Origin of the sequence: Polaromonas sp. CF318 (assembly GCF_000282655.1) — a bacterium.
In the GTDB taxonomy this organism is placed as follows: domain Bacteria; phylum Pseudomonadota; class Gammaproteobacteria; order Burkholderiales; family Burkholderiaceae_C; genus Polaromonas.
Genome location: NZ_AKIV01000076.1, coordinates 1 through 23,053, shown reverse-complemented (window position 1 = coordinate 23,053; position 23,053 = coordinate 1). Strand labels below are relative to the sequence as shown.

At 58.9% G+C, this 23,053-nt stretch carries 29 protein-coding genes and 1 tRNA gene; 9 read left to right on the top strand and 21 right to left on the bottom strand.

Translation table 11 applies throughout. The features are described from left to right. The first annotated feature begins 174 nt into the window (after positions 1 to 174). Entirely contained in the window at positions 175 to 756 is a 582-nt protein-coding gene (locus tag PMI15_RS24410; RefSeq protein WP_007870515.1) for a recombinase family protein, read from the top strand. Between the two features lie 64 nt (positions 757 to 820). Here PMI15_RS24410 and PMI15_RS14850 read toward each other — a convergent pair whose 3' ends face one another. The 3 genes from PMI15_RS14850 to PMI15_RS14840 are packed head-to-tail and all read right to left on the bottom strand — an operon-like array spanning position 821 to position 4,118. Then, positions 821 to 1,720: a plasmid partitioning protein RepB C-terminal domain-containing protein gene (locus PMI15_RS14850; protein WP_007870510.1), complete on the bottom strand. Its 900-nt coding sequence runs from the start codon at positions 1,718 to 1,720 to the stop codon at positions 821 to 823. Then, on the bottom strand, positions 1,717 to 2,586 hold the full coding sequence (locus tag PMI15_RS14845; RefSeq protein ID WP_238541131.1) for a plasmid partitioning protein RepB C-terminal domain-containing protein: 870 nt from the start codon (positions 2,584 to 2,586) through the stop codon (positions 1,717 to 1,719). The genes PMI15_RS14850 and PMI15_RS14845 overlap by 4 nt, the downstream gene beginning before the upstream one ends. A 23-nt stretch (positions 2,587 to 2,609) precedes the next feature. Further along, the gene (locus PMI15_RS14840) at positions 2,610 to 4,118 is read right to left on the bottom strand and encodes a recombinase family protein (protein ID WP_369751958.1); all 1,509 of its coding nucleotides are present in this window, start codon (positions 4,116 to 4,118) and stop codon (positions 2,610 to 2,612) included. Positions 4,119 to 4,631: 513 nt separating this feature from the next. Between PMI15_RS14840 and PMI15_RS24075 the strand changes: the two genes are divergently transcribed. Continuing rightward, on the top strand, positions 4,632 to 5,726 hold the full coding sequence (locus PMI15_RS24075) for a ParB/RepB/Spo0J family partition protein (protein ID WP_007870501.1): 1,095 nt from the start codon (positions 4,632 to 4,634) through the stop codon (positions 5,724 to 5,726). Between the two features lie 256 nt (positions 5,727 to 5,982). On the opposite strand, the gene PMI15_RS14825 is transcribed toward PMI15_RS24075, so the two are convergent. Continuing rightward, positions 5,983 to 6,402: a DUF3892 domain-containing protein gene (locus PMI15_RS14825; protein WP_157214642.1), complete on the bottom strand. Its 420-nt coding sequence runs from the start codon at positions 6,400 to 6,402 to the stop codon at positions 5,983 to 5,985. Positions 6,403 to 6,813: 411 nt separating this feature from the next. Between PMI15_RS14825 and PMI15_RS14820 the strand changes: the two genes are divergently transcribed. The 5 genes from PMI15_RS14820 (at position 6,814) to PMI15_RS24850 (ending at position 9,118) form a co-directional block, all read left to right on the top strand. Next, positions 6,814 to 7,179: a type II toxin-antitoxin system RelE/ParE family toxin gene (locus PMI15_RS14820; protein WP_007870494.1), complete on the top strand. Its 366-nt coding sequence runs from the start codon at positions 6,814 to 6,816 to the stop codon at positions 7,177 to 7,179. 3 nt (positions 7,180 to 7,182) lie between these two features. Further along, complete coding sequence (locus PMI15_RS14815; protein WP_036839211.1) at positions 7,183 to 7,491, top strand: XRE family transcriptional regulator; 309 nt, start codon at positions 7,183 to 7,185, stop codon at positions 7,489 to 7,491. A gap of 449 nt (positions 7,492 to 7,940) precedes the next feature. Further along, positions 7,941 to 8,324 carry a hypothetical protein gene (locus PMI15_RS24860; RefSeq protein ID WP_157214641.1) on the top strand — a complete coding sequence of 128 codons (384 nt, stop codon included), beginning with the start codon at positions 7,941 to 7,943 and terminating at the stop codon, positions 8,322 to 8,324. Beyond that, positions 8,325 to 8,684 carry a hypothetical protein gene (locus tag PMI15_RS25330; protein ID WP_157214640.1) on the top strand — a complete coding sequence of 120 codons (360 nt, stop codon included), beginning with the start codon at positions 8,325 to 8,327 and terminating at the stop codon, positions 8,682 to 8,684. Positions 8,685 to 8,701: 17 nt separating this feature from the next. Next, positions 8,702 to 9,118 (top strand): hypothetical protein, encoded by a 417-nt coding sequence (locus PMI15_RS24850; RefSeq protein WP_157214639.1) that lies wholly within the window; start codon positions 8,702 to 8,704, stop codon positions 9,116 to 9,118. Positions 9,119 to 9,429: 311 nt separating this feature from the next. Here the strand turns inward: PMI15_RS24850 and PMI15_RS14810 are convergent, their stop codons facing one another. The 11 genes from PMI15_RS14810 to PMI15_RS14765 all read right to left on the bottom strand — a co-directional run bounded on the left by PMI15_RS14810 (position 9,430) and on the right by PMI15_RS14765 (position 15,647). Beyond that, positions 9,430 to 10,659 (bottom strand): zonular occludens toxin domain-containing protein, encoded by a 1,230-nt coding sequence (locus PMI15_RS14810; RefSeq protein ID WP_007870490.1) that lies wholly within the window; start codon positions 10,657 to 10,659, stop codon positions 9,430 to 9,432. After that, positions 10,656 to 10,991 (bottom strand): DUF2523 family protein, encoded by a 336-nt coding sequence (locus tag PMI15_RS14805; protein ID WP_007870487.1) that lies wholly within the window; start codon positions 10,989 to 10,991, stop codon positions 10,656 to 10,658. The genes PMI15_RS14810 and PMI15_RS14805 overlap by 4 nt, the downstream gene beginning before the upstream one ends. A gap of 1 nt (position 10,992) precedes the next feature. After that, complete coding sequence (locus PMI15_RS14800) at positions 10,993 to 12,393, bottom strand: hypothetical protein (protein WP_007870485.1); 1,401 nt, start codon at positions 12,391 to 12,393, stop codon at positions 10,993 to 10,995. A gap of 100 nt (positions 12,394 to 12,493) precedes the next feature. Continuing rightward, on the bottom strand, positions 12,494 to 12,751 hold the full coding sequence (locus tag PMI15_RS14795; protein ID WP_007870481.1) for a hypothetical protein: 258 nt from the start codon (positions 12,749 to 12,751) through the stop codon (positions 12,494 to 12,496). Positions 12,752 to 12,848: 97 nt separating this feature from the next. Then, positions 12,849 to 13,061, bottom strand: coding sequence for a hypothetical protein (locus tag PMI15_RS14790; RefSeq protein WP_007870479.1), 213 nt, complete (start codon positions 13,059 to 13,061; stop codon positions 12,849 to 12,851). A gap of 162 nt (positions 13,062 to 13,223) precedes the next feature. Then, complete coding sequence (locus tag PMI15_RS24845; RefSeq protein WP_007870476.1) at positions 13,224 to 13,385, bottom strand: hypothetical protein; 162 nt, start codon at positions 13,383 to 13,385, stop codon at positions 13,224 to 13,226. Beyond that, on the bottom strand, positions 13,382 to 13,609 hold the full coding sequence (locus PMI15_RS14785) for a hypothetical protein (protein WP_007870457.1): 228 nt from the start codon (positions 13,607 to 13,609) through the stop codon (positions 13,382 to 13,384). Before PMI15_RS14785 ends, PMI15_RS24845 begins: the two co-directional genes overlap by 4 nt. Positions 13,610 to 13,611: 2 nt before the next feature. Next, positions 13,612 to 13,947 (bottom strand): hypothetical protein, encoded by a 336-nt coding sequence (locus tag PMI15_RS14780; protein ID WP_007870454.1) that lies wholly within the window; start codon positions 13,945 to 13,947, stop codon positions 13,612 to 13,614. A 25-nt stretch (positions 13,948 to 13,972) separates the two neighbouring features. Beyond that, positions 13,973 to 15,175: a replication initiation factor domain-containing protein gene (locus PMI15_RS14775; RefSeq protein ID WP_007870453.1), complete on the bottom strand. Its 1,203-nt coding sequence runs from the start codon at positions 15,173 to 15,175 to the stop codon at positions 13,973 to 13,975. After that, complete coding sequence (locus PMI15_RS14770) at positions 15,172 to 15,423, bottom strand: hypothetical protein (RefSeq protein ID WP_007870447.1); 252 nt, start codon at positions 15,421 to 15,423, stop codon at positions 15,172 to 15,174. The genes PMI15_RS14775 and PMI15_RS14770 overlap by 4 nt, the downstream gene beginning before the upstream one ends. Further along, entirely contained in the window at positions 15,420 to 15,647 is a 228-nt protein-coding gene (locus PMI15_RS14765) for a hypothetical protein (RefSeq protein ID WP_007870444.1), read from the bottom strand. The genes PMI15_RS14770 and PMI15_RS14765 overlap by 4 nt, the downstream gene beginning before the upstream one ends. A gap of 30 nt (positions 15,648 to 15,677) precedes the next feature. On the opposite strand from PMI15_RS14765, the gene PMI15_RS14760 reads away from it, so the two are divergent. Beyond that, positions 15,678 to 16,133: a DUF2726 domain-containing protein gene (locus PMI15_RS14760; protein ID WP_007870441.1), complete on the top strand. Its 456-nt coding sequence runs from the start codon at positions 15,678 to 15,680 to the stop codon at positions 16,131 to 16,133. Positions 16,134 to 16,500: 367 nt separating this feature from the next. Here the strand turns inward: PMI15_RS14760 and PMI15_RS14755 are convergent. The 6 genes from PMI15_RS14755 to cysS all read right to left on the bottom strand — a co-directional run bounded on the left by PMI15_RS14755 (position 16,501) and on the right by cysS (position 22,169). After that, positions 16,501 to 16,593, bottom strand: a tRNA-Ser gene (locus PMI15_RS14755). 35 nt (positions 16,594 to 16,628) lie between these two features. Beyond that, complete coding sequence (locus PMI15_RS14750; protein ID WP_007870438.1) at positions 16,629 to 17,897, bottom strand: aspartate kinase; 1,269 nt, start codon at positions 17,895 to 17,897, stop codon at positions 16,629 to 16,631. 130 nt (positions 17,898 to 18,027) lie between these two features. Next, complete coding sequence (gene tilS / locus PMI15_RS14745; protein WP_007870436.1) at positions 18,028 to 18,987, bottom strand: tRNA lysidine(34) synthetase TilS; 960 nt, start codon at positions 18,985 to 18,987, stop codon at positions 18,028 to 18,030. 30 nt (positions 18,988 to 19,017) lie between these two features. Next, a complete protein-coding gene (locus PMI15_RS14740; RefSeq protein WP_007870434.1) occupies positions 19,018 to 19,995 on the bottom strand; it encodes an acetyl-CoA carboxylase carboxyltransferase subunit alpha in 978 nt (325 codons plus the stop codon). Between the two features lie 10 nt (positions 19,996 to 20,005). Continuing rightward, the gene (locus PMI15_RS14735; protein WP_007870432.1) at positions 20,006 to 20,731 is read right to left on the bottom strand and encodes a DNA-3-methyladenine glycosylase; all 726 of its coding nucleotides are present in this window, start codon (positions 20,729 to 20,731) and stop codon (positions 20,006 to 20,008) included. A 61-nt stretch (positions 20,732 to 20,792) separates the two neighbouring features. Then, positions 20,793 to 22,169: a cysteine--tRNA ligase gene (cysS, locus tag PMI15_RS14730; protein ID WP_007870430.1), complete on the bottom strand. Its 1,377-nt coding sequence runs from the start codon at positions 22,167 to 22,169 to the stop codon at positions 20,793 to 20,795. A 322-nt stretch (positions 22,170 to 22,491) separates the two neighbouring features. Here cysS and PMI15_RS14725 point away from each other — a divergent pair. Further along, on the top strand, positions 22,492 to 23,053 hold a 562-nt coding region (locus PMI15_RS14725; protein WP_007870428.1), incomplete at its 3' end, for a tetratricopeptide repeat protein.

The following is a 23,053-nucleotide window of genomic DNA, read 5'->3' as shown; positions in this document are numbered from 1 at the left end:
CCCTGCAGCGTTGCTTACCGCAAATTTCACAAAATACAAAGGGCAAACAAAACCGGCTTTGGCCGGTTTTTTTACGCCTCCTTTCCTGTTAAAGGTTTGCACACTATGCACCCCCATTCTCACTACCGTTTCGCATGCGCAACCGCGCACGTGAGAGAGGGTCAGGTCAGCTAGATGCAATACGGATACGCAAGAGTAAGTACTAAAGAACAAGAAACACAAACGCAAATCGATGCACTGCGCAAAGCAGGCGTCGATTTTGTTTTTTCGGAGAAGCGCTCAGGTGGCGACGCCAAGCGGCCGGAACTTGAGAAACTTCTCAGTTCACTGAAACAGGGCGACGTGCTTGTCGTCTACAAGCTAGATCGGGTCGCGCGATCCCTAAGACATCTATTACAAATTCTAGATAGGCTTAACGCCATCGGCGCGCAGTTTTGGAGCCTGACCGAGGCGATAGATACAAGCACGCCAGCCGGGCGCATGATGATGCAGATTGTCGGAGCATTTGCCGAATTCGAGCTGGAGATGATTCGCGAGCGTACGCGAGAAGGATTGCACGCAGCGATGCGTCGAGGCTCCAAGCCAGGAAGACCACGAGCAATGACGCCCGCCGAAGAAAGTGAGGCCGTACGCCTGGTCCTAACCCGCCAGGCTACGAAATCGGCTGTAGCGCGAAGATTTGGCACTCACATCAGTAGTGTGAAACGTGCCTTGCATAGAGCAAGTGGACAGTGTGAGATTTTCCCAGAGCACTAAAACCGTCATCTATCAAGCGCGCCTTGCCAACCATGCATTTCGTTTTAAAGCCACCAGTCGGCCCTCATTTCGCTGGCAACTGCTTGATGTCGGCAATCAATTGAAGCTGCTGCAAATACTCTGAGCGCCTCTTTGCCAGCCACCGGACAACCGTCGCATTGTCAAGAAGACTCTTAATGTAGGTTTTAATAATAACGAGTTGAAGATTGGCTGGGCCATAGCCCTCCTCCAAAAGCTTGGTATCAGCCTGGACCGCAACTAACTCACGCTCAAGGCGCTGCAAAGTCTCCGACACGCCACCTCCTCTCCCTACCTTCGTGGTGCGATCCTCTATCAACTGTTCTGATGAGGAGCCATGCAGCATGGCTGCTGTCAGCTTTAGCGAGTAATTATTCAAATTAATCATCGCCTGTGCCACATCGATCTGCCGAAATGGTTTCATCTGCCGCAGTGAACTAAATATGCCCATCGGCGCCGGCTTGTCAGCTAGCAAAGCGATGACCTCGCTGCAAATCCCATCCAATAATCTAAACCGCAAATGAATTGCATCCTCAGAAATATTCAACGCATCGGAAAGACGTTTTACAGAAACACCACGCTCCGCAGCCTTAACGATCATTCGATGCTCCTGGATCGTGGACAAGCGATTAACTCGTTTGTTGTATGTGTAGCCTTCATCATCCGTCGATATTAAGCATCTCACCGTTTTGACTTCAAGGTCACGCAATGCCTCTAACCGCATCTTTCCATCCAGCACCAAGAAGGTTCCAGGCACCTCTTTTCTCTGCGCAATGACGATGGGCTCTACGAGTCCAATGGCATGCACTGAAGCGCGGATCTGCAGATATTTAGTCGTACTCTTAAGATTCGGGAGAAATGGCGTTGCCGCATGTAGAAGATCCAAGGGAATATCTATGCAATCGCGCTCAAAACCCAAACGAACCGGTTTCGGCACCTTGCTCATGGCAAGAATCCTTCCTGACGAGCCAAGTCGACTAAAGGTGTCGGGACATCCGTGAGCTTCTCCCTCCTAAGTAGCTCGCGAAATTCATCACTAGAAAAAAGTTCTTTGAATATCTGCTGCGTCAACAGCAGTGCGCCCTGCGTGTGCTCCGCTTTTTTCTGAATTAGTTGGTGCTTTGCTGTGTCTCGCTGATATAGCTTAGCTAGATCTTCTGGGCTCATCGGTCGCCTGTTGGATCCGCTCCTAAAGGATATGCGACCTTGCTTTCCGTTGCGCATTCTCTGCTCAAGGATTTTCCTCACAGCGAGCACTTTACGCCCCTTGATTTCACCGCTTTCATAAGCGTCCAACAACAATTGCTGTACCTCACTATCGCTAGAACGAGAAATACTTACAGCCAGGTTCAATGGTATGTATCCCGATTCTGCAGCAATGAGCAAGCGCCTCTCCCCTCGCTCCAATAGAGTCACAACGTTGCTAACCCAGGTTTTTTCATAGCCAAGCTTTATGCCGATCTCAGCGTCGCTGTAGCCGCGGCTTCGTAACGAGCGAACCTGTTCAAGCGCTTCGCCGGCTCGCGGTGACCGACGAGCAACGTTCTCGACGATGCTCATTACATGCCCTGTTTCTTCGTCCACATCGGCCACCAGTGCAGCAATCTCAGTCTGTCCCAACATTTTGTAGGATTCAAGCCGGCCCTGCCCGCAAATTAATGCATACGGCTTCTCCCCAGAACCGGAATTTAAACGACGCACGGTAATCGGCCGCTTGAGTCCTACGTCCTCAATACTCTCAGTAATTACTCGATGAATTTTGGCGTTCCGAACCCGGGGATTAACCACCGCGATATCGTCGATCAGGATCATTTCGATCTTTGTAGGTGAATGCATCAAACAATTTCCTCCAGTGGCTGTCGCCCTGCTAGCTGATAGAAAAATTCAAGAGAACTGGTGCGATAAGCATCGAGAAAAAATCCGTTGTCTTCCAGTGTCGGCAACACATCCGGCGCAAAATCAATAGAGGGCAAAAGGTAGTAGTCGAAAGCGTGGAGATTCGACTGATCCATCCTCGCAACAACCGTGATATCAGGTTGAAGGCCGGCATCAAAGCGTATTCGCCAGCGAAGTGTCCCCGAGGGCATAGATTTACATCGAGCGATTACGAGAGATGCGGTGAAATCACCGTTAATCGTTAGAAGATCAGTCGATGGGTCGCGCTCCGTCGAACCACCGAACTGTCCAATTTGCTCAGTCATTTCGTCTATTAGCTGCGGGTGACGACGCCGAAGCTCCCGGTTTATCTCAAGATACGCATAATCTCGATTCGGCCTATAACCCACTAAGCTGTACGCACGCAGAAGACTGCCGAACCGGCTGCGATATGCGGCGCTAGACGGTAAGTTTTCGTCCTCGTCGATTACTATCCCCGAAAGCGCGCCATGCTTTTCAAGCGTTTGCTTGAGCAAATCGAGCATTTGAGCGTCGTCAAATCGCCGTGATCGGTTCTCAATGATCGTTTGAGCTTGTCGAAACAGATGTATCGGGACGATCGCTTCAAATGCGCCATCCTTACGGATCCATGCTTCAGGGCTGTTTTGCTTATGCTTGATCTTCAGCTTGAAGGACGTTCTGTTATAGACATTGTTGCCAATGTATTTCTCGTTCGTGAGGATTTGGTGGATGGTGCCGCGTGTCCACGACGCCCCGGCGTCGGAGCGAACGCCATCTCGATTTAGCACGGACGCAATTATTCGCTCGGGCATTCCATCTTCGAGGAAATGTCGATAGATCCGGTGAACGATAGCCACCTCTTCTAGAGGGCCCGGCACCAGAATCACTCTGTCCGTCTGGATACTTTTCTTTTCGCCACGAGATAGAAAGCCTTTCACCCCATGTTGCTCATCAATTAGCTGACGCCGAAGGCCAAATCCTGGAGGACCTCCTTGACGATACCCAAGCTGCACGAGATTACGTTGCCCCGCAAAGACCTTTACGGAGAGCTCACGGCTGTACTCCGCAGCCATGCTGCGTTTGATGCCAATGAAAACCGTTGAGGGCATGGAGCCATCATTACTAAATGGTTCCGCGCAATAAATTACGCGAATTCCACGGCTCTTACACGAGTGCTCATACACTGCGGCTTCATCCGGATCGGGAAAGCGGCCCCATCGACTTATGTCATACACCAACACGGCGCTGAAATCAGGTTTAGGGTGCTGTACATCACGCAAAAGCTGCTGAAGCGCACTTCGTCCTTTGAGATTCAGGCCGCTCTTTCCCGCATCCGTGTAGGTTCGGATAATCCGCATACCGTGACGTGCTGCGTATTCCGCAATGGTTGCCCCCTGATTCTCTGTGGAATATTTTTGGTGCTCCGTCGACATGCGCACGTACTCCACAACTGGGATCTCGTCAGCAACTTCGAAGGTTGCGGCGTCGTTAGTTTGAGGGGTGTCATCTAGCACTTAATAGCTCCGCTATCTGGTCAAGTGCTTGATCATTCAATTGACTGATGTAGTTTTGGTGACAAGTGAAACGAGATATCGCGATTGGATTGCAAGATAACCACACTGAATTCTTTAGTCGTATGCAGCGCTACCGATAATCCGGCCTGGCTGCATCCTTTGGTGCCAGTCGCTGCGCTTTGTGTCACGTCGGCTGCGGGCGCCAGACCTCGCGCCGTGAAAAAACCGGGCTGCCCCGGTCGCCGCTGAATCCCCCCACAAGACCCCGTCCCGGTGTGAGGGGCACTTGTGGGGGGATTTTTAATACAGCGGCAACCGGGTCATCCCGGTTTTTTCTTGTTGAACTAGCAGCACCCCCCTCCGCCCCCTACTCGGGGGAACGAGGAAGCCCGAGCGAGAGGATGTTTTTTAACTCCCCTCGTTCATCAACTTCCCTTGGAGATTTCCATGTCTGCTGTTACTACCGAGATCGTTTCCCCCGCTGCTGCCGTTTCGCATGCGAAACCGGCCCTTGAGTTTGTGTCCCTCAACGTGATCGACTTCCTGCCGCAGGTCCGCACTGCGTCCGGCCTGGACGAGGACGAGCTGCAGGAGCTGGCCGAGTCGCTCAAAGCTCAGGGGATGCTGCAGCCGGTGCTGCTGCGACCGGTCGGGGATCGCTTTGCGCTGATTGCCGGCGAGCGCCGCTGCAGGGCCGCGTTCATGGCCGGGTTCTCGCATGTACCGGCGCTGATTGGGGAGGCGGACGATCAACGGGCGGGCATCCTCCAATTGGTGGAGAACGTGCAGCGGGAGGATCTGTCCTTGATGGAGCTTGCGGCAGGCCTGCGCGGCCTGGCCGACCAGGGCAAGACGCTTTCGGAGATTTGCCAATTGGTGAAGAAGTCCAAGTCCTGGGTGTCAAAACATCTGGCTGCGTCGGTGGAGAACCTGGGCTACTACACCCGGCAATTTATGCAGAGCGAGACGACGGAAGACCTTGAGCTGGTCCTGGTGGTGAACCAGATCGAGAAAACCGGGAAGTGGTATCCGCGGGGAACCCAGCTGGTGGACCGGCTGGAGGCGGGCAAGGCGGGCCGGGAGGAAGCGCGGGCGCTGCTGGCGGCGCTCAAGGAGGAGCTGGCGGCCGAGATTGCGCAGAAGAAGGCGGACAAGAAGGCCGCGAAGCAGGAAAGCCTGGCGCTGGATGGCGAGGACAAGGAGCCCGAGCCGCCGAAGTGGAACGCCTGGAACGCGGAAGGTGATCTGGACGAGCAGCTCAGGGAGGAAGGCCATGCGCCTATTGCCGAGCTAATCCGGGGCCTGACCAAGGCGCAGCAGGCGGAGATTGCGGGCCACTACAAGCAGGAGTACGACGCCGGCAAGGCACTGGCCAAGGCCACTGACCTTTTAAAGCTGCGTGGCCTGCATCAGCTGATCATGGAAGACGGCGAGGCTGCGAACTGGAACACAGCAGCGTTTATTTTGGGAAATTCGGGCCTCAAGCTGACGCTGGAGGGCCTGGCTAGCGAGGTGCATGCGCTGATCCATGGGGAGGCATAACCATGGGCCTCGGTGAAATATGGCTGTGGGTCAGTCTCCTCCTGATTGCCCTGATCGTCTTCTGCGCTTTGCTTGACGACTACCGGGAGGTCAGGCGGTATGAGCTGGCGCAGCGGGAGGTGCGGCGCCGGCACGATCAATGTCTGGCTGATGCCAGGGAAAGGGCGAGGCAGGAGGAGGAACGGCGGGCCAGACAAGAAGAACCTAGTCCGTAATAAAGTAAGCCAGCATCACTTCTGCACTGGCCCATACGCAGTTAGCGCTTTTTAAGCGCGTCTGCAAGGGCTAGTCTGGCTAGTTTGTTTCTTTCGCCCTCGATAATCCCGAAACCTGTGGGCCGTGATGATGAGTTCATGAGGCCTGAGAGCATATTGCGACTGGAAAGCTCAGGCAAGCTCAGCAGATTGTCGGCTTCAACACCGTTGGGGTCACTTCGCAGGCAGAGATTACCGTAGTTGCTCAAATATAGGCCAACAGAAATTGGTGGGCTGAGCAAACTCTTCGTCGAATGGACGAAAAAGTGCACATGGGGACTTTTTGCCATAGCGATGGCCTCGTCAAAGGGGGCCTCCCAAGGCAAATTCGTGTCCATGTCAATTCCCCCGAAGCGCTGAATGTGCTCGTAACGATCGTCACGCGGTGTTTTATTGATGGCAGTAATTAGCAAGCGGGTCATATAAACCTCATTGGTTAAGTTGATGGTTCGGCCAGGCAAGATGCTCGGCTGACTGAGGTCCTTCAACAGCACAACCAATAGCCATGCGCCCTATCCTTCTCCTATCGTCATGAACCATTCCAGGCTGTTAATCTGGAAGGTCGCACCCCTCGTTGCTCAGCGGCAGGTGTTGCTTTGGCGCCTCCTAAGTGATGCTATTTAGAACATCAATTTTTTGAGGCGCTTTATTTTACCCGAATAACTGTTTTTATAAACAGTACTGAAATTACATCCAGTATTTCGATTGGGAAATTCATACCTCTTTCGCATGAATTCGCCAATAAGTCCTCTTCTCAAGAGATGAGAAATTAACAAATCTGAACCTCAGAATATGCACTTGATGGAATATTCCCTCAAGGCTATAATTTCCTCATGGCTTGGGAAATTGAATTTACCGATGAATTTGGGGCATGGTGGGACAGTCTCACCGAGGATGAACAGATATCCCTGAAGGCTACCGTCGGCCTACTCCAAAGTGAGGGGGCGAATTTAAGGTTCCCGTATAGCAGCGGCATTAATGGCTCAAAACACAGTCATATGCGCGAGTTGCGCACCCAGCACGAAGGTAGGCCCTACAGAACCTTATACGCATTTGACCCACGCAGGACGGCAATTTTATTGATCGGCGGCGACAAAACCGGCGATGACAGATGGTACGAAACCTATGTCCCCATCGCCGATCAGCTGTACGACGTGCATCTGCAAGAGATCGCGAAAGAGTTGAAAGGCAAGGAGTAAAAAATGGCTAGAAAATTTTCTGAACTCACGGCAAAGATGTCACCAGAAGCGCGTGCTCGCGCGGATGTGATGACCAAAGCTATGCTGGCAGAAATGCCTTTGCATGAGCTACGCCAGGCGCGCGGTCTTACGCAGAGGATGCTGGCTGAAGTGCTTCATGTCGAGCAACCATCTATTGCCAAGATGGAGAAGCGAACTGATATGTACATGTCTACTCTACGGGGATTTGTGCAGGCCATGGGTGGAGACTTGGTCGTGACAGCGAAGTTTCCTGATGGTGATGTCAGGATCAGCAACTTCTCTGAGATCTAAAACGCATCCGGAGGATATTCGCATGCGAAATAGAAAACGGACCAAAGAGACCGTTTTCAGTCGGGCCCTCAGTGCTGAATTGCGCTGAAATCTGAGCCAACTTTTCTATCGAGTCTTGACCTAGGCTCTTTGGGAAGGTGCTCACAATGTGGACAAGTTCTTGATCTTCTCCTTGTATGGATCCACATGTGAAGTAACTAGGCGGCCCGTGTCCCTCCTCCATTTAGATGAGGGACACGATGGCTGCTCCGGAGTTGCATGCCGTAGAAATAAAAAACAGCTACGCATCACCGTGACCTGGTATGCATAAAGCAACCCACCTGCTACATTTCCTAAAACTAAGGTTTTTCTTGCAAGTGGCCACAAAAAAAACGCCCCCAATAACTCCAGCTGGAATCAGACGATCCTTCGTGAGATGGGTTTGGGTACTGCTTGCTCCAGCGGGCATCATGCTGATGACCTACGGGTTGTGCGTGCTCACCGGTATTAAGGATGCATTCGTCGCGAATTTTGGGACCGCAGATGCTCTTCCCATTGCCGCAATGATGCTAATAGCGCTTGGACAAGATTTGGTTGGTATGCCTAAAGAACACGAGGATGGCTGGCTTGCAGTTGTCAACGGAGAAAGTGCGCCATTCGTTTGCGCGTTAATATGGGCAGGATACGGTGCACTAAAACTGAAAGCATTGCATTTGGCTCAAGGCACACTTCAAGAATCTGACAAAGAGCTGCTGGCAATTTTTGGTGTCTTATCTCTATTAATTGTTGGTTGCGTTGGAGCGTACGCAGTGTATGTTCGATTTCGTGTCATGCAACTCCAGCTCGGGGAATAGATGCTTACCTTCGCCTGGATTCTTCTTACAATTTTCGCAATCATATTTCTTGCTCTCGTCAGAAGTGCATGGATTGCTCGACGCCGCTATTTAAATGCGCTACACAAGTCAAACAACGCAACCACGCATGTAGAGCATATCCGCCCCACAAGATTTTACGGCGGCGGCCGCCCCATCAACTTGATTTATACGTCCGCACAATTCAGTCAAGCGGCTGAGATATCGCACATCCTCGCGGCAAGCAGCACAGCTACTGACATGGCGAACAATCTCATCGCCGCGGCAAGCAACTCCTCCAGCGCGGAAATCGCTTCTCGCGGCATGAGGAATGTGCTCATCTCTGAATCCTCTTCACTCTGAAGAAAGGAATTCCCACAATGGTAAGTTTCACAAAATCCGACCTGGCTCTTCTTAAAGAAACAATCCTAGAACTTATTCAAGAGGCCAAAGCACAAGAGCAACAGGCGGCTGTTAAAGCAGAAAACTCTCCTCTTTCTGACGATGAGACTAAACAGCTTCTTAAAGCCCTGTTGCAGTCATATCGAGTAAGGCAAAATTTTTCAGTTGGGGACATAGTCCAATGGAAGCCAGGATTAAAAAATCGTCGCTTCCCCGCGGAAGTAACCCCAGCAATTGTGGTCGAGGTTTTCAATGTGCCAGTAACGAATCCAATTACTGATCACGGATCGCCATACTTCCAAGAAGTGCTGGATATGAAAATCGGCGTGGTAACCGACACCGGTAATATGAATACATACGTGGTTGATTCGGCTAGGTTTGTGACACACAACTAGCATCTTCGCATCCGAAACAGGTGCGCGAGTAGCATCCAGTCCAGAAATTAGAAAGAAAACCCATGATTCCAAGCGAAGAATGGCGCCGTACCTTCGTCACGGCCATTCAGCAAATCACCGCTGGGGACACCGCCAAACTGCGAATGACTGATTGGGCAACCAAGGCCCAAGCCCAGCACGGACATCGCAACCCGGTCGAAGTGGCCCACGAAGAATGGACTAGCGGTAAACGGCCCCCTTCGAACTAAAACCCACCGCTGAGGACGGATTTCGCATGCGAAATAGGCGCGCGCGCCCTCAACGGGGCGTTTTTATTGCGCTACAGCTTGATTCGCTGTTGTAGCCGTCCTCTGCAACGCCATCGTGATCTGCGGACTGTCGCAAGTCAGCGCCCTCACCTTCTCTTTCCACTGCAGCGAAGCCGCGCAGTCCGTCAGCGCCTTCCACCTGTAGCCGATCCGCTCCAGCTCCGAGCTCGTCACCGTCGTGATCTGCACGCCGTTCTGGCTCACGGCCAGGACATAGATGGTCTTTCCGTTCATGGTGATCTGCCCCACCACATGCAGGCCCTTGAGCCCGTAGGGCTCCGGGATTTCATTGATCCCGACCGGCTGGTCGCTCGCCTGCTTGCCAATCACGGCGGTAACCGTGCCGACCGGGTCTGAAACGGCTTTGGCGACCCCCTGCCCCGCGCTGGAGGTCTGCACCAGGCTGGCGGCTGGCGGACGCTTTACAGCCGGTTTTGGCGTGTCCGGCTGCGGCCAGAACGCCCAGACCACGGCCACGGCCCCCACGGCGAACACCGCCCACTTGGACCGGTTGAACTTCACCAGGAAGGGCGCCATGTCCTGCGCGGCCGATTCGGCCACGCTGTTGCCCTGCGTGTGGCTCTTGTAGAACTTGAAGAACTCCGGCTTGTACTTGCGCTCCTCGGTCGAGACCACCCCGCCCCGGTAGCCGCCGTGCGTCTTGCGGATGTAGTGATCGGCCTTGCCCAGGATGTCAGCCTTCCTGACCTTGATCAGAATCGCCAGCAAGCCGGCGATGGACGAATTCATGTCCCGGAAGTTCTGCGTTCCCAGCAGCACGTCGGCGTTGAAGTGCCGATGCAGCTTGTACCACTCGACTACCTGGGGATCGGTCCCAAGTTTGGGCATGCCCACATGGCACTCGTCGATGATGAAGAGCGGTCCCTGCCCTGTTTTCGGGTGCTTCCACTCGCTCCAGTAGTCCCAGACATGGCCGAAGAGCGAGACCTTCACGTCGGGCTTTTCGGTATGGCCGTCCTCGAAGAGTTCGAAGGCGTTGCCGTTGCCTTTTTCGTCCACGCGCTCCGCGTCCCAGGTGCCGCGTATGGGCTGGGTGCGGGTGCGCAGCTCGATCAGATCCCGGTAGTCCGGGTTCACCGCGGCGAACATCTCCACCAGCAGCGGAAGATTGGTGATGACCAGGCGCCCTTTCTGCAGCGCCGGCAGCACGTGGTAGACCACGGCCTCATAGCTCTTGCCCGAGCCCGGGATGCCTTCGAGCCCGTTGATCATGATCCGAGCCTCACGAACGGGATGAGCTGCAGCACCAGGCGAATCACGATGGCCGCCGTGATGATGCTGATCGCTGGCCCCACCCCGAGCAGGCCCAGAATGTTGAGCAGCTCGGCCGGCAGCGGGCCTACCTGGGCGGCGTAGGCATCGACCGCGCTGGTGTCGATCGAGCCAATGCCCGCAATGGCGATCTTGAGCATCTGCTCGAACTGCCAGGCGAAACCATCCTTGACCAGGTCCCAGAGCGCGACGAAGACCGCCACCCAGAGCGCCCCAATCCATTCCAGGACGGCGGTGACCTTGGCCAGCAGCATAGAGAAGAAGGCGGACATGTCAGCCTCCGAAGATCAAGGCCCGGGCCAGCAGCAGCGCGCCGACCAGAACGATCAGCCGCGCCCAGTCCCAGACATAGCAAGGCGGAGCCACGTCGCGAACCCCGAAGTCGGCCCAGACCGCGAAGGACAGGTCCATGTTCATGACCGGGCAGGTGCCCGAGCTGCCGACATGGGGCATCAGCTTGCCGGCCAGGGTCGCCAGCGGCGTCGCGGTGAGCGCGGCCTTCTGCTGGGTCCAGACGCCTTCCAGGCCGTTGGGGTACTTGGGCGTGTAGAGCTTGGGCTGCGCCGGCAGCGGCGTGTCGGTGACGTCCACCTTGGGCGGGTCTTCCTCCTTGTCCGGGGTTTCGGTGGTGGTCTCGCTGGAGATCGGCTCGCCCGTGGTGGTGTTCGTGATATTGGTGATAGTCACCGTGGTGGTCGTGATGGTGTCGCCGTTATAGGTGTGGTTGTAGGTCGTGTTCTCGGTCTTGGTCGTGTTGTTGGTGGTGTTCTGCGTGACCTTCTGGGCGCCTGACGAGGTGGCCGGGCCGGTGACGGTCATGGGGCCGGTCTTGACCTTGACGCCGGTCTCTGCGGCGGATTCCTCGAGCAGCTGGCCGACCTTGGAGCTGGTGGGCCAGCCGCTTTTGGCGGCCACGGCATCGACGAACTCTTGCTGCGACGAGGGCAGATAGGCCACGGGCTTGGCGGGAATGGGCGCGACGTTGATTGGCGCGACGGCGCCCATGACGTAGGGTGTGCCGTTTGTGTAATAGATGTCGATATAGCAGACCATGTTTGAGATGTCGCTATTCGTGCGCGGGTTCACAAAGTTGAACTGCGGATTGGCGGCTTTCCCCAGCTCAGCCTGCTTCTGGCAGGCCTTCAAGGCCGTGGGAAACGTCCCGCCTGACATGGTGTAGCTGTAGCACGGCGCCACGGTGCACACGTCGGGGTCTTCTTTCTCGACCTTGATGGTGCCGTCGGGATTGCGCGACAGGATGAACTTGATTTCCTTGGCGAAGTCGTAGAGCACGACGCCGGCGCCGATGACCGCAGCGGCTTTCAGGCCCAGCCTCACGAGCATGCGGCCCGTCGCCGCGCCGATCTCGGCGGCGGGGACGCGGGCGGTGGCGGAGACGGGTACGCGGTTCCCGGCGGGATTGGTGACGCTGCCGGTCGCGGTGGCCTTGGGTAGCCCGCCGTCAGTCTCTATGGTCGGCACGCCAGGCGCTGCGAGCGGGGTGCCGTTGGAGGCCAGGGTGACGGTGGTTTTGCCAGCTCCGGTGGCCAGGCCCATGAATTTTTCGAAGGCGGACGGTGCCGCGACGGTCGCGGCCAGGAGATGGAATGGCAGCAGCAGCATTGCAGCCGCTACCAGGGCGCGAAGGCGGCTCAGGTGGTTCAGGCGGCTCATTTGCCACCTCCGAGCGCGAGGCAGAAACCGATGCCGCTCAGAGCACCGATCAGGGCGATGATGGCCCAGAACAGGGCTATGAGGGCACCGGTGAGCACGATTACACCTTGCGGATAACGCGCTTGGCCAGGTCCGGGCCCTTGAAGGCCAGCGCGATGCCGACGATGATCAGGCCGATGGCGACCACCTTGCCGACCACGGTGTTCAGACCAATGGCGTCAAAGAACTGGTCCAGCACGCTGGGATCAGCGGTCTGGGCCATGGCGCGCGAGCCCAGCAGGGCCAGGCTGGTGCCGACGGCGGCGACTTTGGCGGCTGCGGTGCTGCCGAACTTCTGGGCGGTTTTGAACAACTTCATTTGAATTCCTTTTTCAAATGGTGTTTTCCGGGAACACCCCGGAACTACACCCCACAGCACACGACGTTTCACAACGCTGGCGTGCTGCAGGCTGGAGTCAAACCTTGCGTATCAACCCGGTCGCGAGGGCTATGCCGTAGCCGATGAGCCACATCGTGAGCACGGCACCCAATCCCCATGAATAAGCTTTCAGAACTCCTTGTGGTGTGATGCCGAGCAGGGCCGGATCCAGTGCCTCGGCCAGGCTCAGCGATGAGACCTTGTCCGGCGGGCACGGGTTAAGGTCTTCGGTGCAGATCAGGAAGCGCATCAAGCCTCCTCAAACACCACGTCATCCGACCCGCACGAAGGGCATTCAACTCCCGCTTGCGAATCATCGATTTCATCTTCCTCAATCACGTAGCGGCAGTTTTGGCAAACACCGACAAACGAAGAATCACCACCAGAACAATCAGACATAGCATTCCCCCTTTCAGTTCGCTCGATGGCGCAATGTGGCGCGGGCATCACGCACACCGAGGCGCAGGACCTCGACGCAGGTGATCAGCGCCTGGTGGATGTAGACCCAGGCCGCCGCGAAGCGGTTATGGGTGCGGATGGGGTTTCGCATGCGAAACGAATTGGAATGTTTCATTTGCTCTTGCTGTAGTCGCGTTCCGTGCCGAGGCGGTCCAGGTCAATGAGTTGCGGCATGTCTTCAAAGTCGCAGTTGTCTTCAACCAGCTGGTTGACGGTTTCGATGTCGGAGACGACACCGCCGCCGGCCTCGCGCAGCGATGCGACCCACACGGGCTGGCCCCCATCCAGTGCAGGACAGAGGAACTTCCCGGTCGTTTTGGACTGGATGAGGAGGCGCATGTTTAGGCCGCCGCTCTGGCTTGCTGTTGTGGCGCGGGCTTGATGCCCACCAGGGTGAGCTTGGAGGCGTTGTCCGCGCCGGCCACCACGTCGAATTCGCAGTCGCAGAGCAGGCCCGTTACGGGCCAGGACTTGCCCAGGTGGGCCCATTTCTCGAACTCGGTCGCATCGCCGAACTTGAAGGGGCGCGAGACGGACCCGATGGAGCGGCCGGCGGAGTTTTCCGCGACGTCCACGATCAGGTGGAAGGTGGTGGAGCTGAAGGCCTTCTTGGTTTCCTCGAAGGTGCCTGACGACTCTTTGATGCCGGTGCAGATGGCTTGGCTTTTCATTTTCATAACTGACTAACTCCTCTCCCCTCTGTTAAGCCATGGCGAAGGCCGGGGCACCTTCTGGCTGTGACAGGCGACCGAATGCCGCCGCGAATGAACGGCCCAGCTCTGCGGGCATGAATTTTTGAAGGCGACCTGGCAGCTTCTGGTTGCTGACGAAGGTCAGGAACTCCTCGACGCCGAGGAACTGGAATGCGGCGGCGACAGACGGCGCGGCGGTCTGCAGGGTCCAGCGGATGTTTCTGACGCATTCGGCTTCGACGGTTTCCATGGGCAGGCGCCCGGTGGTGGAGACCTTTTGCGGGATGGCGACGGCGTCAGCCAGGGCCAGGGCCGCGGTGTGCCAGTCCGAGGCGCCGGCGAAGAAGTCGGCGGGGCGACGCAGCATGTCCACGGGCAGCACGCGCAGCTTGTTGCCGTAGCGCAGCTCCAGGCGCAGCCATGGGCTGCCGGCTTCGACGCCGAAGAGCTGGTCGCCCTTTTCGTAGGCGTTGGTTTCCTTGCCGGCTTCCTTGGAGCCGAAGTAGAGGGAGCGTCCGCCTTGGGAGTGCTCGGACCAGTCGCCCACGAAGTTGACCTTGAGCAGCTTGCCGCCGACATTGCAGCGGCCTTCGTTGTAGTCCTCGCGTATGGCCTTGATGCCGCCGGGGTAGCCGTCGAAGAAGTCCAGGGCCAGGTCGCAGCGGGTCAAGGTGGCTTCGCGTTCTTCGAGGATGTCGGCCAGGCGTTCGCGCCAGCCGTGATGGGCGAAAGTGCAAGCCATCCCGAACAGGTTGCAATGGATGGTTTGCGCTTGCGCTTTCTGGCGTGGTGATTCGCCGGAGGACAGGAAGCCGACCCAGCCGCATTCGGCGCCGTTGCGCTCTATGCACCAGCGGAATTTGTAGAAGTCGTGGCCCTTCTTGAATTCGGGATTGACGACGAAGTCGGGGCCTAGGGCCGCTGCAACGGTTTGCGCCAGGTCCAGGGCCTGGGTGGAGGCGTCGAAGTCGCAGTCGGGTATCTCGCGCAGGACGCGGGCTTGCTGCGCGGCCCGGTAGTTCTCGTCCCAGATGTTGGTGTCGGGGTGCGGGAAGAGCAGATCAACAGGGACATAGGGCGCGTTGCGGCGCAGGACCGTGAAGCGGACCCAATCGACATGGACCGGGGTCTTGGAAGCCAGGCGTTCAGCTTCGAGGCGGTATTTGACTTCGGAACCGTCCAGGACCAGTGATGAGCGACTGGGGCGTGTCATGGGTTGTTATCCCCGTGATTACCAACGGGGAGGTTTTGGAGGGGCCCGCAGCCGCTCGCGCCCTTCCCCGCAAGCGGGGCCCCTTTGGCGCGCTCGGCTGCGTGCGCCTGGCGACCGAAGGCATAGATTTCGTCTAGGGTTTTGCCGGCCATGAAGGGCCAGGTCTTGAGGAACTCGGTCTGGGCGAGATGGCCGATGTTGGAATGGACCATGGCTGCGCCGGACTGGCCTTTGATGGGGCGGCTCATGCGATCACCCTGACGGTGACGGGCGAGACGCCGAGGGCCAGGAGGCTGCGTAGGTAGACGGCGGCGTCGGCAGCGCTGTAGCCGGACTGAATGACCAGGTCGCCGGCGCCGGAGGTGTCGGTGTATTCAAGTTGGTAGAGAGGGTTCGCCTCCCCTACCGTTGGGGCAACCAGAGGAGCGAGCCCAGGCCGGAGCGGGCTGCTGTGACGGGTGGTTTCAGTCAAAATGAACCTCCAACATAGGGAGAGGATTGAATGAAAAGCTTGGTCTGGATGGCGCTGCTGGTGGCAGCTGTGTTCGTGGTTCTTGCAGTGCTCAAACGCAAGCAGAGCGACGCCGAAGTTCCACGAGACATTGACCTCAGGAAAAAGCGTCCGCTGACGGAGCGGGAACAGAGCATGTTTTTCCGACTCTGTTCGACATTCCCGCAGCACGTGGTGCTATCGCAGGTCGCCTTCTCTGCTTTGCTAGTGAGCAAACAGCAGGCAACCCGCAACGGGTACAACCGGAAAGTTGCGGACTTCGTGCTTTGCACCAAGGCCTTTGACATCCTGGCGGTCATCGAACTCGACGACAGCAGCCACAAAGGCAAAGAAGGCGCCGACAGCGACCGGGACGCATGGCTTACGAAGGTCGGCCATCGGGTTGTCAGGTACCAGCAGATACCCGACTCAGCGCAATTGCTGGCAGATTTCCCCGTCTCGAAATGACTTCGCAACCAGTACGCAGCGAGCGCATTTCCACATTCCCGTAAAACGGTGTACATTCACGCAATCCCGTAAGTTTTAGCAATTTACGGAATGTATCATAAATTCACGGAAACACGTAAATGATCATTCAAACTCTCATTGACGTTGCAAAAATGCGCAGCGGAAAAAATTACGGACAGATGGCCAACGAGCTTGGCGTGAACCAGACGCGCATTAGCGAATGGAAAAAAGGTGTGACCTGGCCGGGCACAACTGAGATCGCGTACTTCGCACTTGAAGCAAATCTCGATGTGATGAACACGATCGCAGAAATCGAGCGCGAAAAAAAACCGACTCTGTCCCGCGTGTGGGAGAGAGTCGGTAGTCTTGGCGGAAACGGAGGGATTCGAACCCTCGATGAGGCTCTACACCCCATACTCCCTTAGCAGGGGAGCACCTTCGGCCACTCGGTCACGTTTCCAATAAATCGATTATCTCACGACTTGCCGGCCATTTTCAGGTGGAAGGCTGGTCCAGGTCAAAAGCCTTGTGCAGGGCGCGCACGGCGAGTTCCATGTACTTCTCGTCGATGACCACGGAGGTCTTGATTTCGCTGGTGGAGATCATCTGGATGTTGATGCCCTCCTCGCTCAGCACGCGGAACATCTTGCTGGCGATGCCCACGTGGCTGCGCATGCCGATGCCGACGATGCTGACCTTGCAGATCTTGGCGTCGCCGGTGACTTCCTGCGCACCCAGCTTGGGGACGACCTGGGTCTTGAGCAGGTCGACGGCCTTGGAGTAGTCGTTGCGGTGGACGGTGAAGCTGAAGTCGGTCTTGCCGTCCTTGCTGACGTTCTGGATGATGACGTCGACTTCGATGTTGGCGTCGGCCACGGCGCCCAGGATCTGGTAGGCGATGCCGGGGGTGTCGGGCACGCCGAGCACGGAGATTTTGGCTTCATCGCGGTTGAAAGCGATGCCCGATACGATGGCTTGTTCCATGTTTTCGTCTTCCTCAAAGCTGATCAAAGTGCCTGACTTGGCTTCTTCGTTGATGTCGATGTCCCATTCGGTGAAGCTGGACAGCACGCGCAGCGGCACCTTGTATTTGCCGGCGAATTCCACCGAGCGGATCTGCAGCACCTTGGAACCCATGGAGGCCATCTCGAGCATCTCCTCAAAGCTCACGGTGTGCAGGCGGCGCGCCTCGGGCACCACGCGCGGGTCGGTGGTGTAGACGCCGTCGACGTCGGTGTAGATCAGGCATTCATGCGCCTTGAGCGCCGCGGCGATGGCAACCGCCGAGGTATCGGAGCCGCCACGGCCCAGCGTGGTGACGTTGCCGCCCTCGTCCACGCCCTGGAAGCCCGTGATGATGACGACCTTGCCGGCGTCCAGGTCGGCGCGCACGCGCTCGTCGTCGATGGACTCGATGCGGGCCTTGGTGTAGGCGTTGTTGGTCTTGATGGTGACCTGCCAGCCGGCGTAGCTCACGGCCTGCATGCCCTCGGCTTGCAGCGCGATGGCCAGCAGCGCGCTGGAAGCCTGCTCGCCGGTGGCGGCCAGGGCGTCGAGTTCGCGGCTGTAGGCTTCGCCGGCCTTGGCGGGCGCCAGTTCCTTGGCCAGGCCCAGCAGGCGGTTGGTTTCGCCGCTCATGGCGCTGGGGACGACGACCATCTGGTGGCCGGCCCGCGCCCACTTGGCCACGCGTTTGGCCACATTGCGGATGCGCTCGGTCGAGCCCATCGACGTGCCGCCGTATTTATGAACGATCAATGCCATTGCAGGATGTCAATCAGAAGTTGTTGCGAATTTTTTGCGGGCTGTTACCGGCAAAAAGCGCTGTTTGAGAGGCTTTTGGCGGTGCAGCGGCGCCAGCAAAGCCTTCAATTATACCTAGGCTACTACCTGGTTAAGCGGGCTTATCCGCCGCGGCCTCATAGCGCAGGGCCGCGCCGGCCCGCGTGACATGGCCGGTCGCCACCTTGAGGTGGATGCGGTGGCCGCGGGTGGTGCAGGCGGCGATCTGCGACAGCAACTGCTCAAGCTGCGCGGCACTGGGCGTGGCCCCATGCGACTCCAGCAGCCAGTGGCGCAGCACATTGGCCTGGCGCGGCGCGGAAAGCGCCTGCAGGGCGGCGATGGCGGGTGGCGTGCCGACACGCGCCAGGTCTTCACGGGCCACCTCGGCCAGCAGGGCCTGCGCCTGGGCCGCGTGCTGGGCGCTGCGCGCGAAGGTTTCGCGAAACTGCGGAAAGGATTCGGCCAGGGCCGGCAGCAGGTGGGCGCGTATGCGGTTGCGGGTGTAGCGCTCATCGCTGTTGGTCGGGTCGTCGACAAAGGGGATTTGCTGCTCCAGCAGCCAGGCGCGCAGGGCCGCTGCGGGGAGCTGCAGCAACGGCCGCAGGAACAGCATGCCGCCGCGCTCAAAACGCGAGGCCATGGAGGCCAGGCCCGGCAGGCCCGCGCCGCGGCTCAGCGCCAGCAACAGGGTCTCGACCTGGTCGTCGGCATGCTGGCCCAGCAGCACCGCGGCCAGGCCTTTTTCGGTGGCGGCCCGCGCCAGCGCGGCATAACGCGCCAGCCGAGCGGCGTCCTCGGGGCTCTGGCCCGCAGCATTGCCGGCCTGCACCCGCAGCACCTGCAGCGGTACCTTCAGGCGCGCGCAGGTGTCGTCGCAAACTCGCGCGAAGTCGTCGGCGGCGGCCTGCAGGCCGTGGTGGATGTGCAGCGCCGTCACCTGCCCCGGCCAGCGCTGCGCGGCGGCCAGCAGCAGCGCCGTGGAATCGGCGCCGCCGCTGTAGGCCACGCCCACAGGCAAAACGGGATCAAGGGATTCCAGCGCCGCCAGCGCCGGGTTGGGGCCGCTCACGCCGTGCCCGGCGCGAAGCCAGCCGGCGCTTTATTTGGCGTCGGCCTTGGTGTCGGTGAAGCGGCCATAACTTTGCAGGCGTTCATAGCGGCGGTCCAGCAGTTCCTTGACCTTCAGGTCGCTGACCTGGCGGAAGGCGTCGTTGAGGGCGCGCTTGAGGAAGGCCGCCATCTGCTTGTGGTCGCGGTGGGCGCCGCCCACGGGCTCGTTGACGATCTTGTCGATCACGCCTAGGGCCTTGAGGCGGTGCGCGGTGATGCCCAGGGCTTCAGCCGCTTCCTGGGCCTTGTCGGAGGTCTTCCAGAGGATGGAGGCGCAGCCTTCGGGGCTGATGACGGAGTAAATCGAGTACTGCAGCATCACCACCTGGTCGGCCACCGAAATCGCCAGCGCGCCGCCCGAGCCGCCCTCGCCGATGATGGTGGTGATGATGGGCACTTCAAGCTGCGCCATCTCGAAGATATTGCGGCCTATGGCCTCGGACTGTCCGCGCTCCTCGGCGTCTATGCCGGGATAGGCGCCGGGCGTGTCGACGAAGGTGAACACCGGCAGCTTGAACTTCTCGGCGGTTTTCATCAGGCGCAGCGCCTTGCGATAGCCCTCCGGCTTGCTCATGCCGAAGTTGCGCAGGCCGCGCTCCTTGGTGTCGCGGCCTTTCTGGTGGCCCAGCACCATGCAGGCGGTGCCGTTGAAGCGGGCCAGGCCACCGACGATGGACAGGTCGTCGGCGAAGTGCCTGTCGCCGTGCAGCTCGACGAAATCGGTGAAGATTTCGTTGATGTAGTCCAGCGTGTAGGGGCGCTCGGCGTGGCGGGCGATCTTGGTGATCTGCCAGGGCGTCAGGTCGCTGTAGATGTCTTTGGTGAGTTGCTGGCTTTTTTTGGCCAACTGGTCGATCTCTTCGGAGATATCGACGGCCGACTCGGTCTGGACGTAGCGCAGTTCTTCAATTTTTCCTTCGAGTTCCGCGATCGGCTGCTCGAAATCAAGGAAGGTTTTCTTCGCCATGTGTTGCTCCTCAGGGCTTCTTCAAACTTAGATCTTGCTCGGTGCCGCCAGGGGCACCCAGGACCGGCAAGGGATCCAGCGAGCGCCAAATATACCAAGTTGCAACGCTGCAGTACGGCGCCCAGGCGGCGGCCACCTCGCGCGCGTCGCTGCGGCTAACGGATTCGCCGGAAAAATAGTTCTGGCTGATGCCGCTGATCAGGCCGATATCGTCCAGCGGCAGGACATTGGGGCGCATCAGGTAAAAGATCAAAAACATCTCGGCCGTCCAGCGGCCTATGCCGCGGATGGCCACCAGCTCGGCGATGATGGCCTCGTCGTCCATGGACTGCCAGTCCTTCACGTGCACCGTGCCGGCGTCGAAGTTGATGGCCAGGTCCACCAGGTATTCGACCTTGCGCGCGCTCAGGCCGGCGGCCCGCATGTCGTCGACCTTGAGCCTGAGCACATTGGCCGGCGTCATTTTTTTGGGCAGGGCCTCGAAGCGGTGCCACACGGTTTGCGCGGCCTTGACCGAGATCTGCTGCCCCACGATGCTGCGCGCCAGCGTGCTGAAGGCGTCGCCGCGGGCCTGCAGGTGGGCGTCGCCGAACTGCGGGATCAGGCGCTTCATCACGCGGTCCTTCTTGACCAGGTGCTTGCAGGCCTCGGCCCAGTAGGCGGGGGCCGCGGCGACCGGGCCGGGCACGTCGGCCAGCTCGGCGCTGGCGGGGCCGCTTTTGACGACCTGTTTCATGGCGCCTTGCGCAGGGTCTGCGGGTTCAGCGGCGGCCGGGGGCCCACCATTCGGGCAAGGGTCACAACTGGACCTCCCAGGTGGTGCCGGCGGCGGAATCCTTGAGCACAATGCCCTGGGCCAGCAGATTCTGCCGGATGCGGTCGGCCTCGGCGAAATTTTTCGCGGCCTTGGCGGCGGCGCGTTCGGCGATCAGGCCCTGGATGCTGGCCTCGTCCAGGCCGGCGCCGGCCTGCAGGTAGGCGCCGGGCTCGCCCTGCAGCAGGCCCAGGCAGCCGCCCAGGCTTTTGAGCAGGCCCGCCAGCGCCGGCGAGCGCGTTTTGTTGACTTCCCCGGCCAGGTCGAACAGCACGGCCACCGCCTCGGGCGTGCCGAAGTCCTCGTCCATGGCCGCCTTGAAGCGGGCGGCGAAGGGCTGCGCCCAGTCGATGGCGGCGGTGTCCGCTGCGACCCCGGCCAGCGCGGTGTACAGGCGCTTGAGCGCGCTCCGGGCGTCGTCCAGGTGGGCGTCGCTGTAGTTGAGCGCGCTGCGGTAGTGGGTGCGCACCAGGAAGAAGCGGATGGTCTCGGCGTCGTAGCGGGTGAGCACATCGCGGATGGTGAAGAAGTTGCCCAGCGACTTCGACATTTTTTCGTTGTCCACCCGCACAAAACCGTTGTGCACCCAGAAGCGGGCCAGTGGCTTGCCGCTCGCGCCTTCGCTCTGGGCGATCTCGTTTTCATGGTGCGGGAACTGCAGGTCGGCGCCGCCGCCGTGCAGGTCGAAGGTCTCGCCCAGTGTCTGGCAGCTCATGGCCGAGCACTCGATATGCCAGCCGGGGCGGCCGGGGCCGTAGTCGCTGTCCCACTTGGCGTCATCGGGCTCGGTGGGCTTGGCGCTCTTCCAGAGCACAAAGTCCAGCGGGTCGTCCTTGCCGTCCAGCACCGCCACGCGCTCGCCGGCGCGCAGCTCGTCCAGGGACTTGCCCGAGAGCTTGCCGTAGCCCTTGAACTTGCGCACCGCGTAGTTCACGTCGCCGCCGGGCGCGCGGTAGGCCAGGCCCTTGTCCTCGAGGGTGGCGATCAGGCCCAGCATCTGCGGCACGTACTCGGTGGCGCGGGGCTCCAGCGAGGGCGGCTCCATGCCCAGCGCGCCTATGTCCTGGTGCATGGCCTGGATCATCTCGTCGGTCAGCGCCCGGATGCTGATGCCGCGCTCGACCGCCCGCTTGATGATCTTGTCGTCGATGTCCGTGATGTTGCGCACATAGGTCACGCGCAGGCCGCTGGCCTTGAACCAGCGCTGCACCACGTCGAAGGCCATCATCATGCGCGCATGGCCGATGTGGCACAGGTCGTAAATCGTCATGCCGCACACATACATGCGCACATGGCCGGGCTCCAGGGGGGAAAATTCTTCCACGGCACGCGACAGCGTGTTGTAAATGCGAAGGCTCATGAAAATTGGGGCGGCGGGAGACATCGGTCGAAAACCGACTATCAATTGGACAGGGGGAACAGGAAGGTTTATCTCACGGACGCCAGTGGCGGACAAGGGCCGGTTGGCATACGCGCAAAAACCTGCGACAAAACGGAAAAGTACGGAATCCGGGCGGCCATGGACTATACCCCCTCAGCTACAATCGGCCAGTATATCCAGCCCGATGGACAACATTCAGCGGCCCCTCTGGCCACCTGAAAAGCCGGGCCGTTTATGGCAATTTTCGACCCACGGCCCTCAAACAGCCCCAGGGGACCCAAAACAATAGCGAGAAGTTCTTATGCCCACGCAAAACTTTTTTAAACGCAAACCCCTGTCAGCCGTCCTGCGCCTGCTGGTGGCTGCCGCCGCCCTGTCGATGTCCGCGGCCCATGCCGACGATTACGCGGATGTCAGTCGCCTGATGCGCGCCGGCCAGTTTGCCGAAGCCATGGCCAAAGTGGACCAATACCTCGCGACCAAGCCGCGCGACCCGCAGATGCGTTTCTTCAAGGGCGTGATCCAGACCGAAACCGGCAAGGCCAATGAGGCCATCGCCACCTTCACCAAGATCACCGAAGACTACCCCGAGCTCCCCGAGCCCTACAACAACATGGCCGTGCTGTACGCCGGCCAGAGCCAGTTCGACAAGGCCCGCGCCGCGCTGGAAATGGCCATACGCACCAACCCCAGCTACGCCACCGCCCACGAAAACCTGGGCGACGTCTACGCCCGCCTGGCCAGCCAGGCCTACAGCAAGGCACTGCAGCTGGACGGCGGCAATGCGGCCGTTCCGCCCAAGCTGGCCCTGATTCGCAACCTGTTCTCGGCCGACGCCAAAGCCCAGCCGCAAGCCGCGGCCA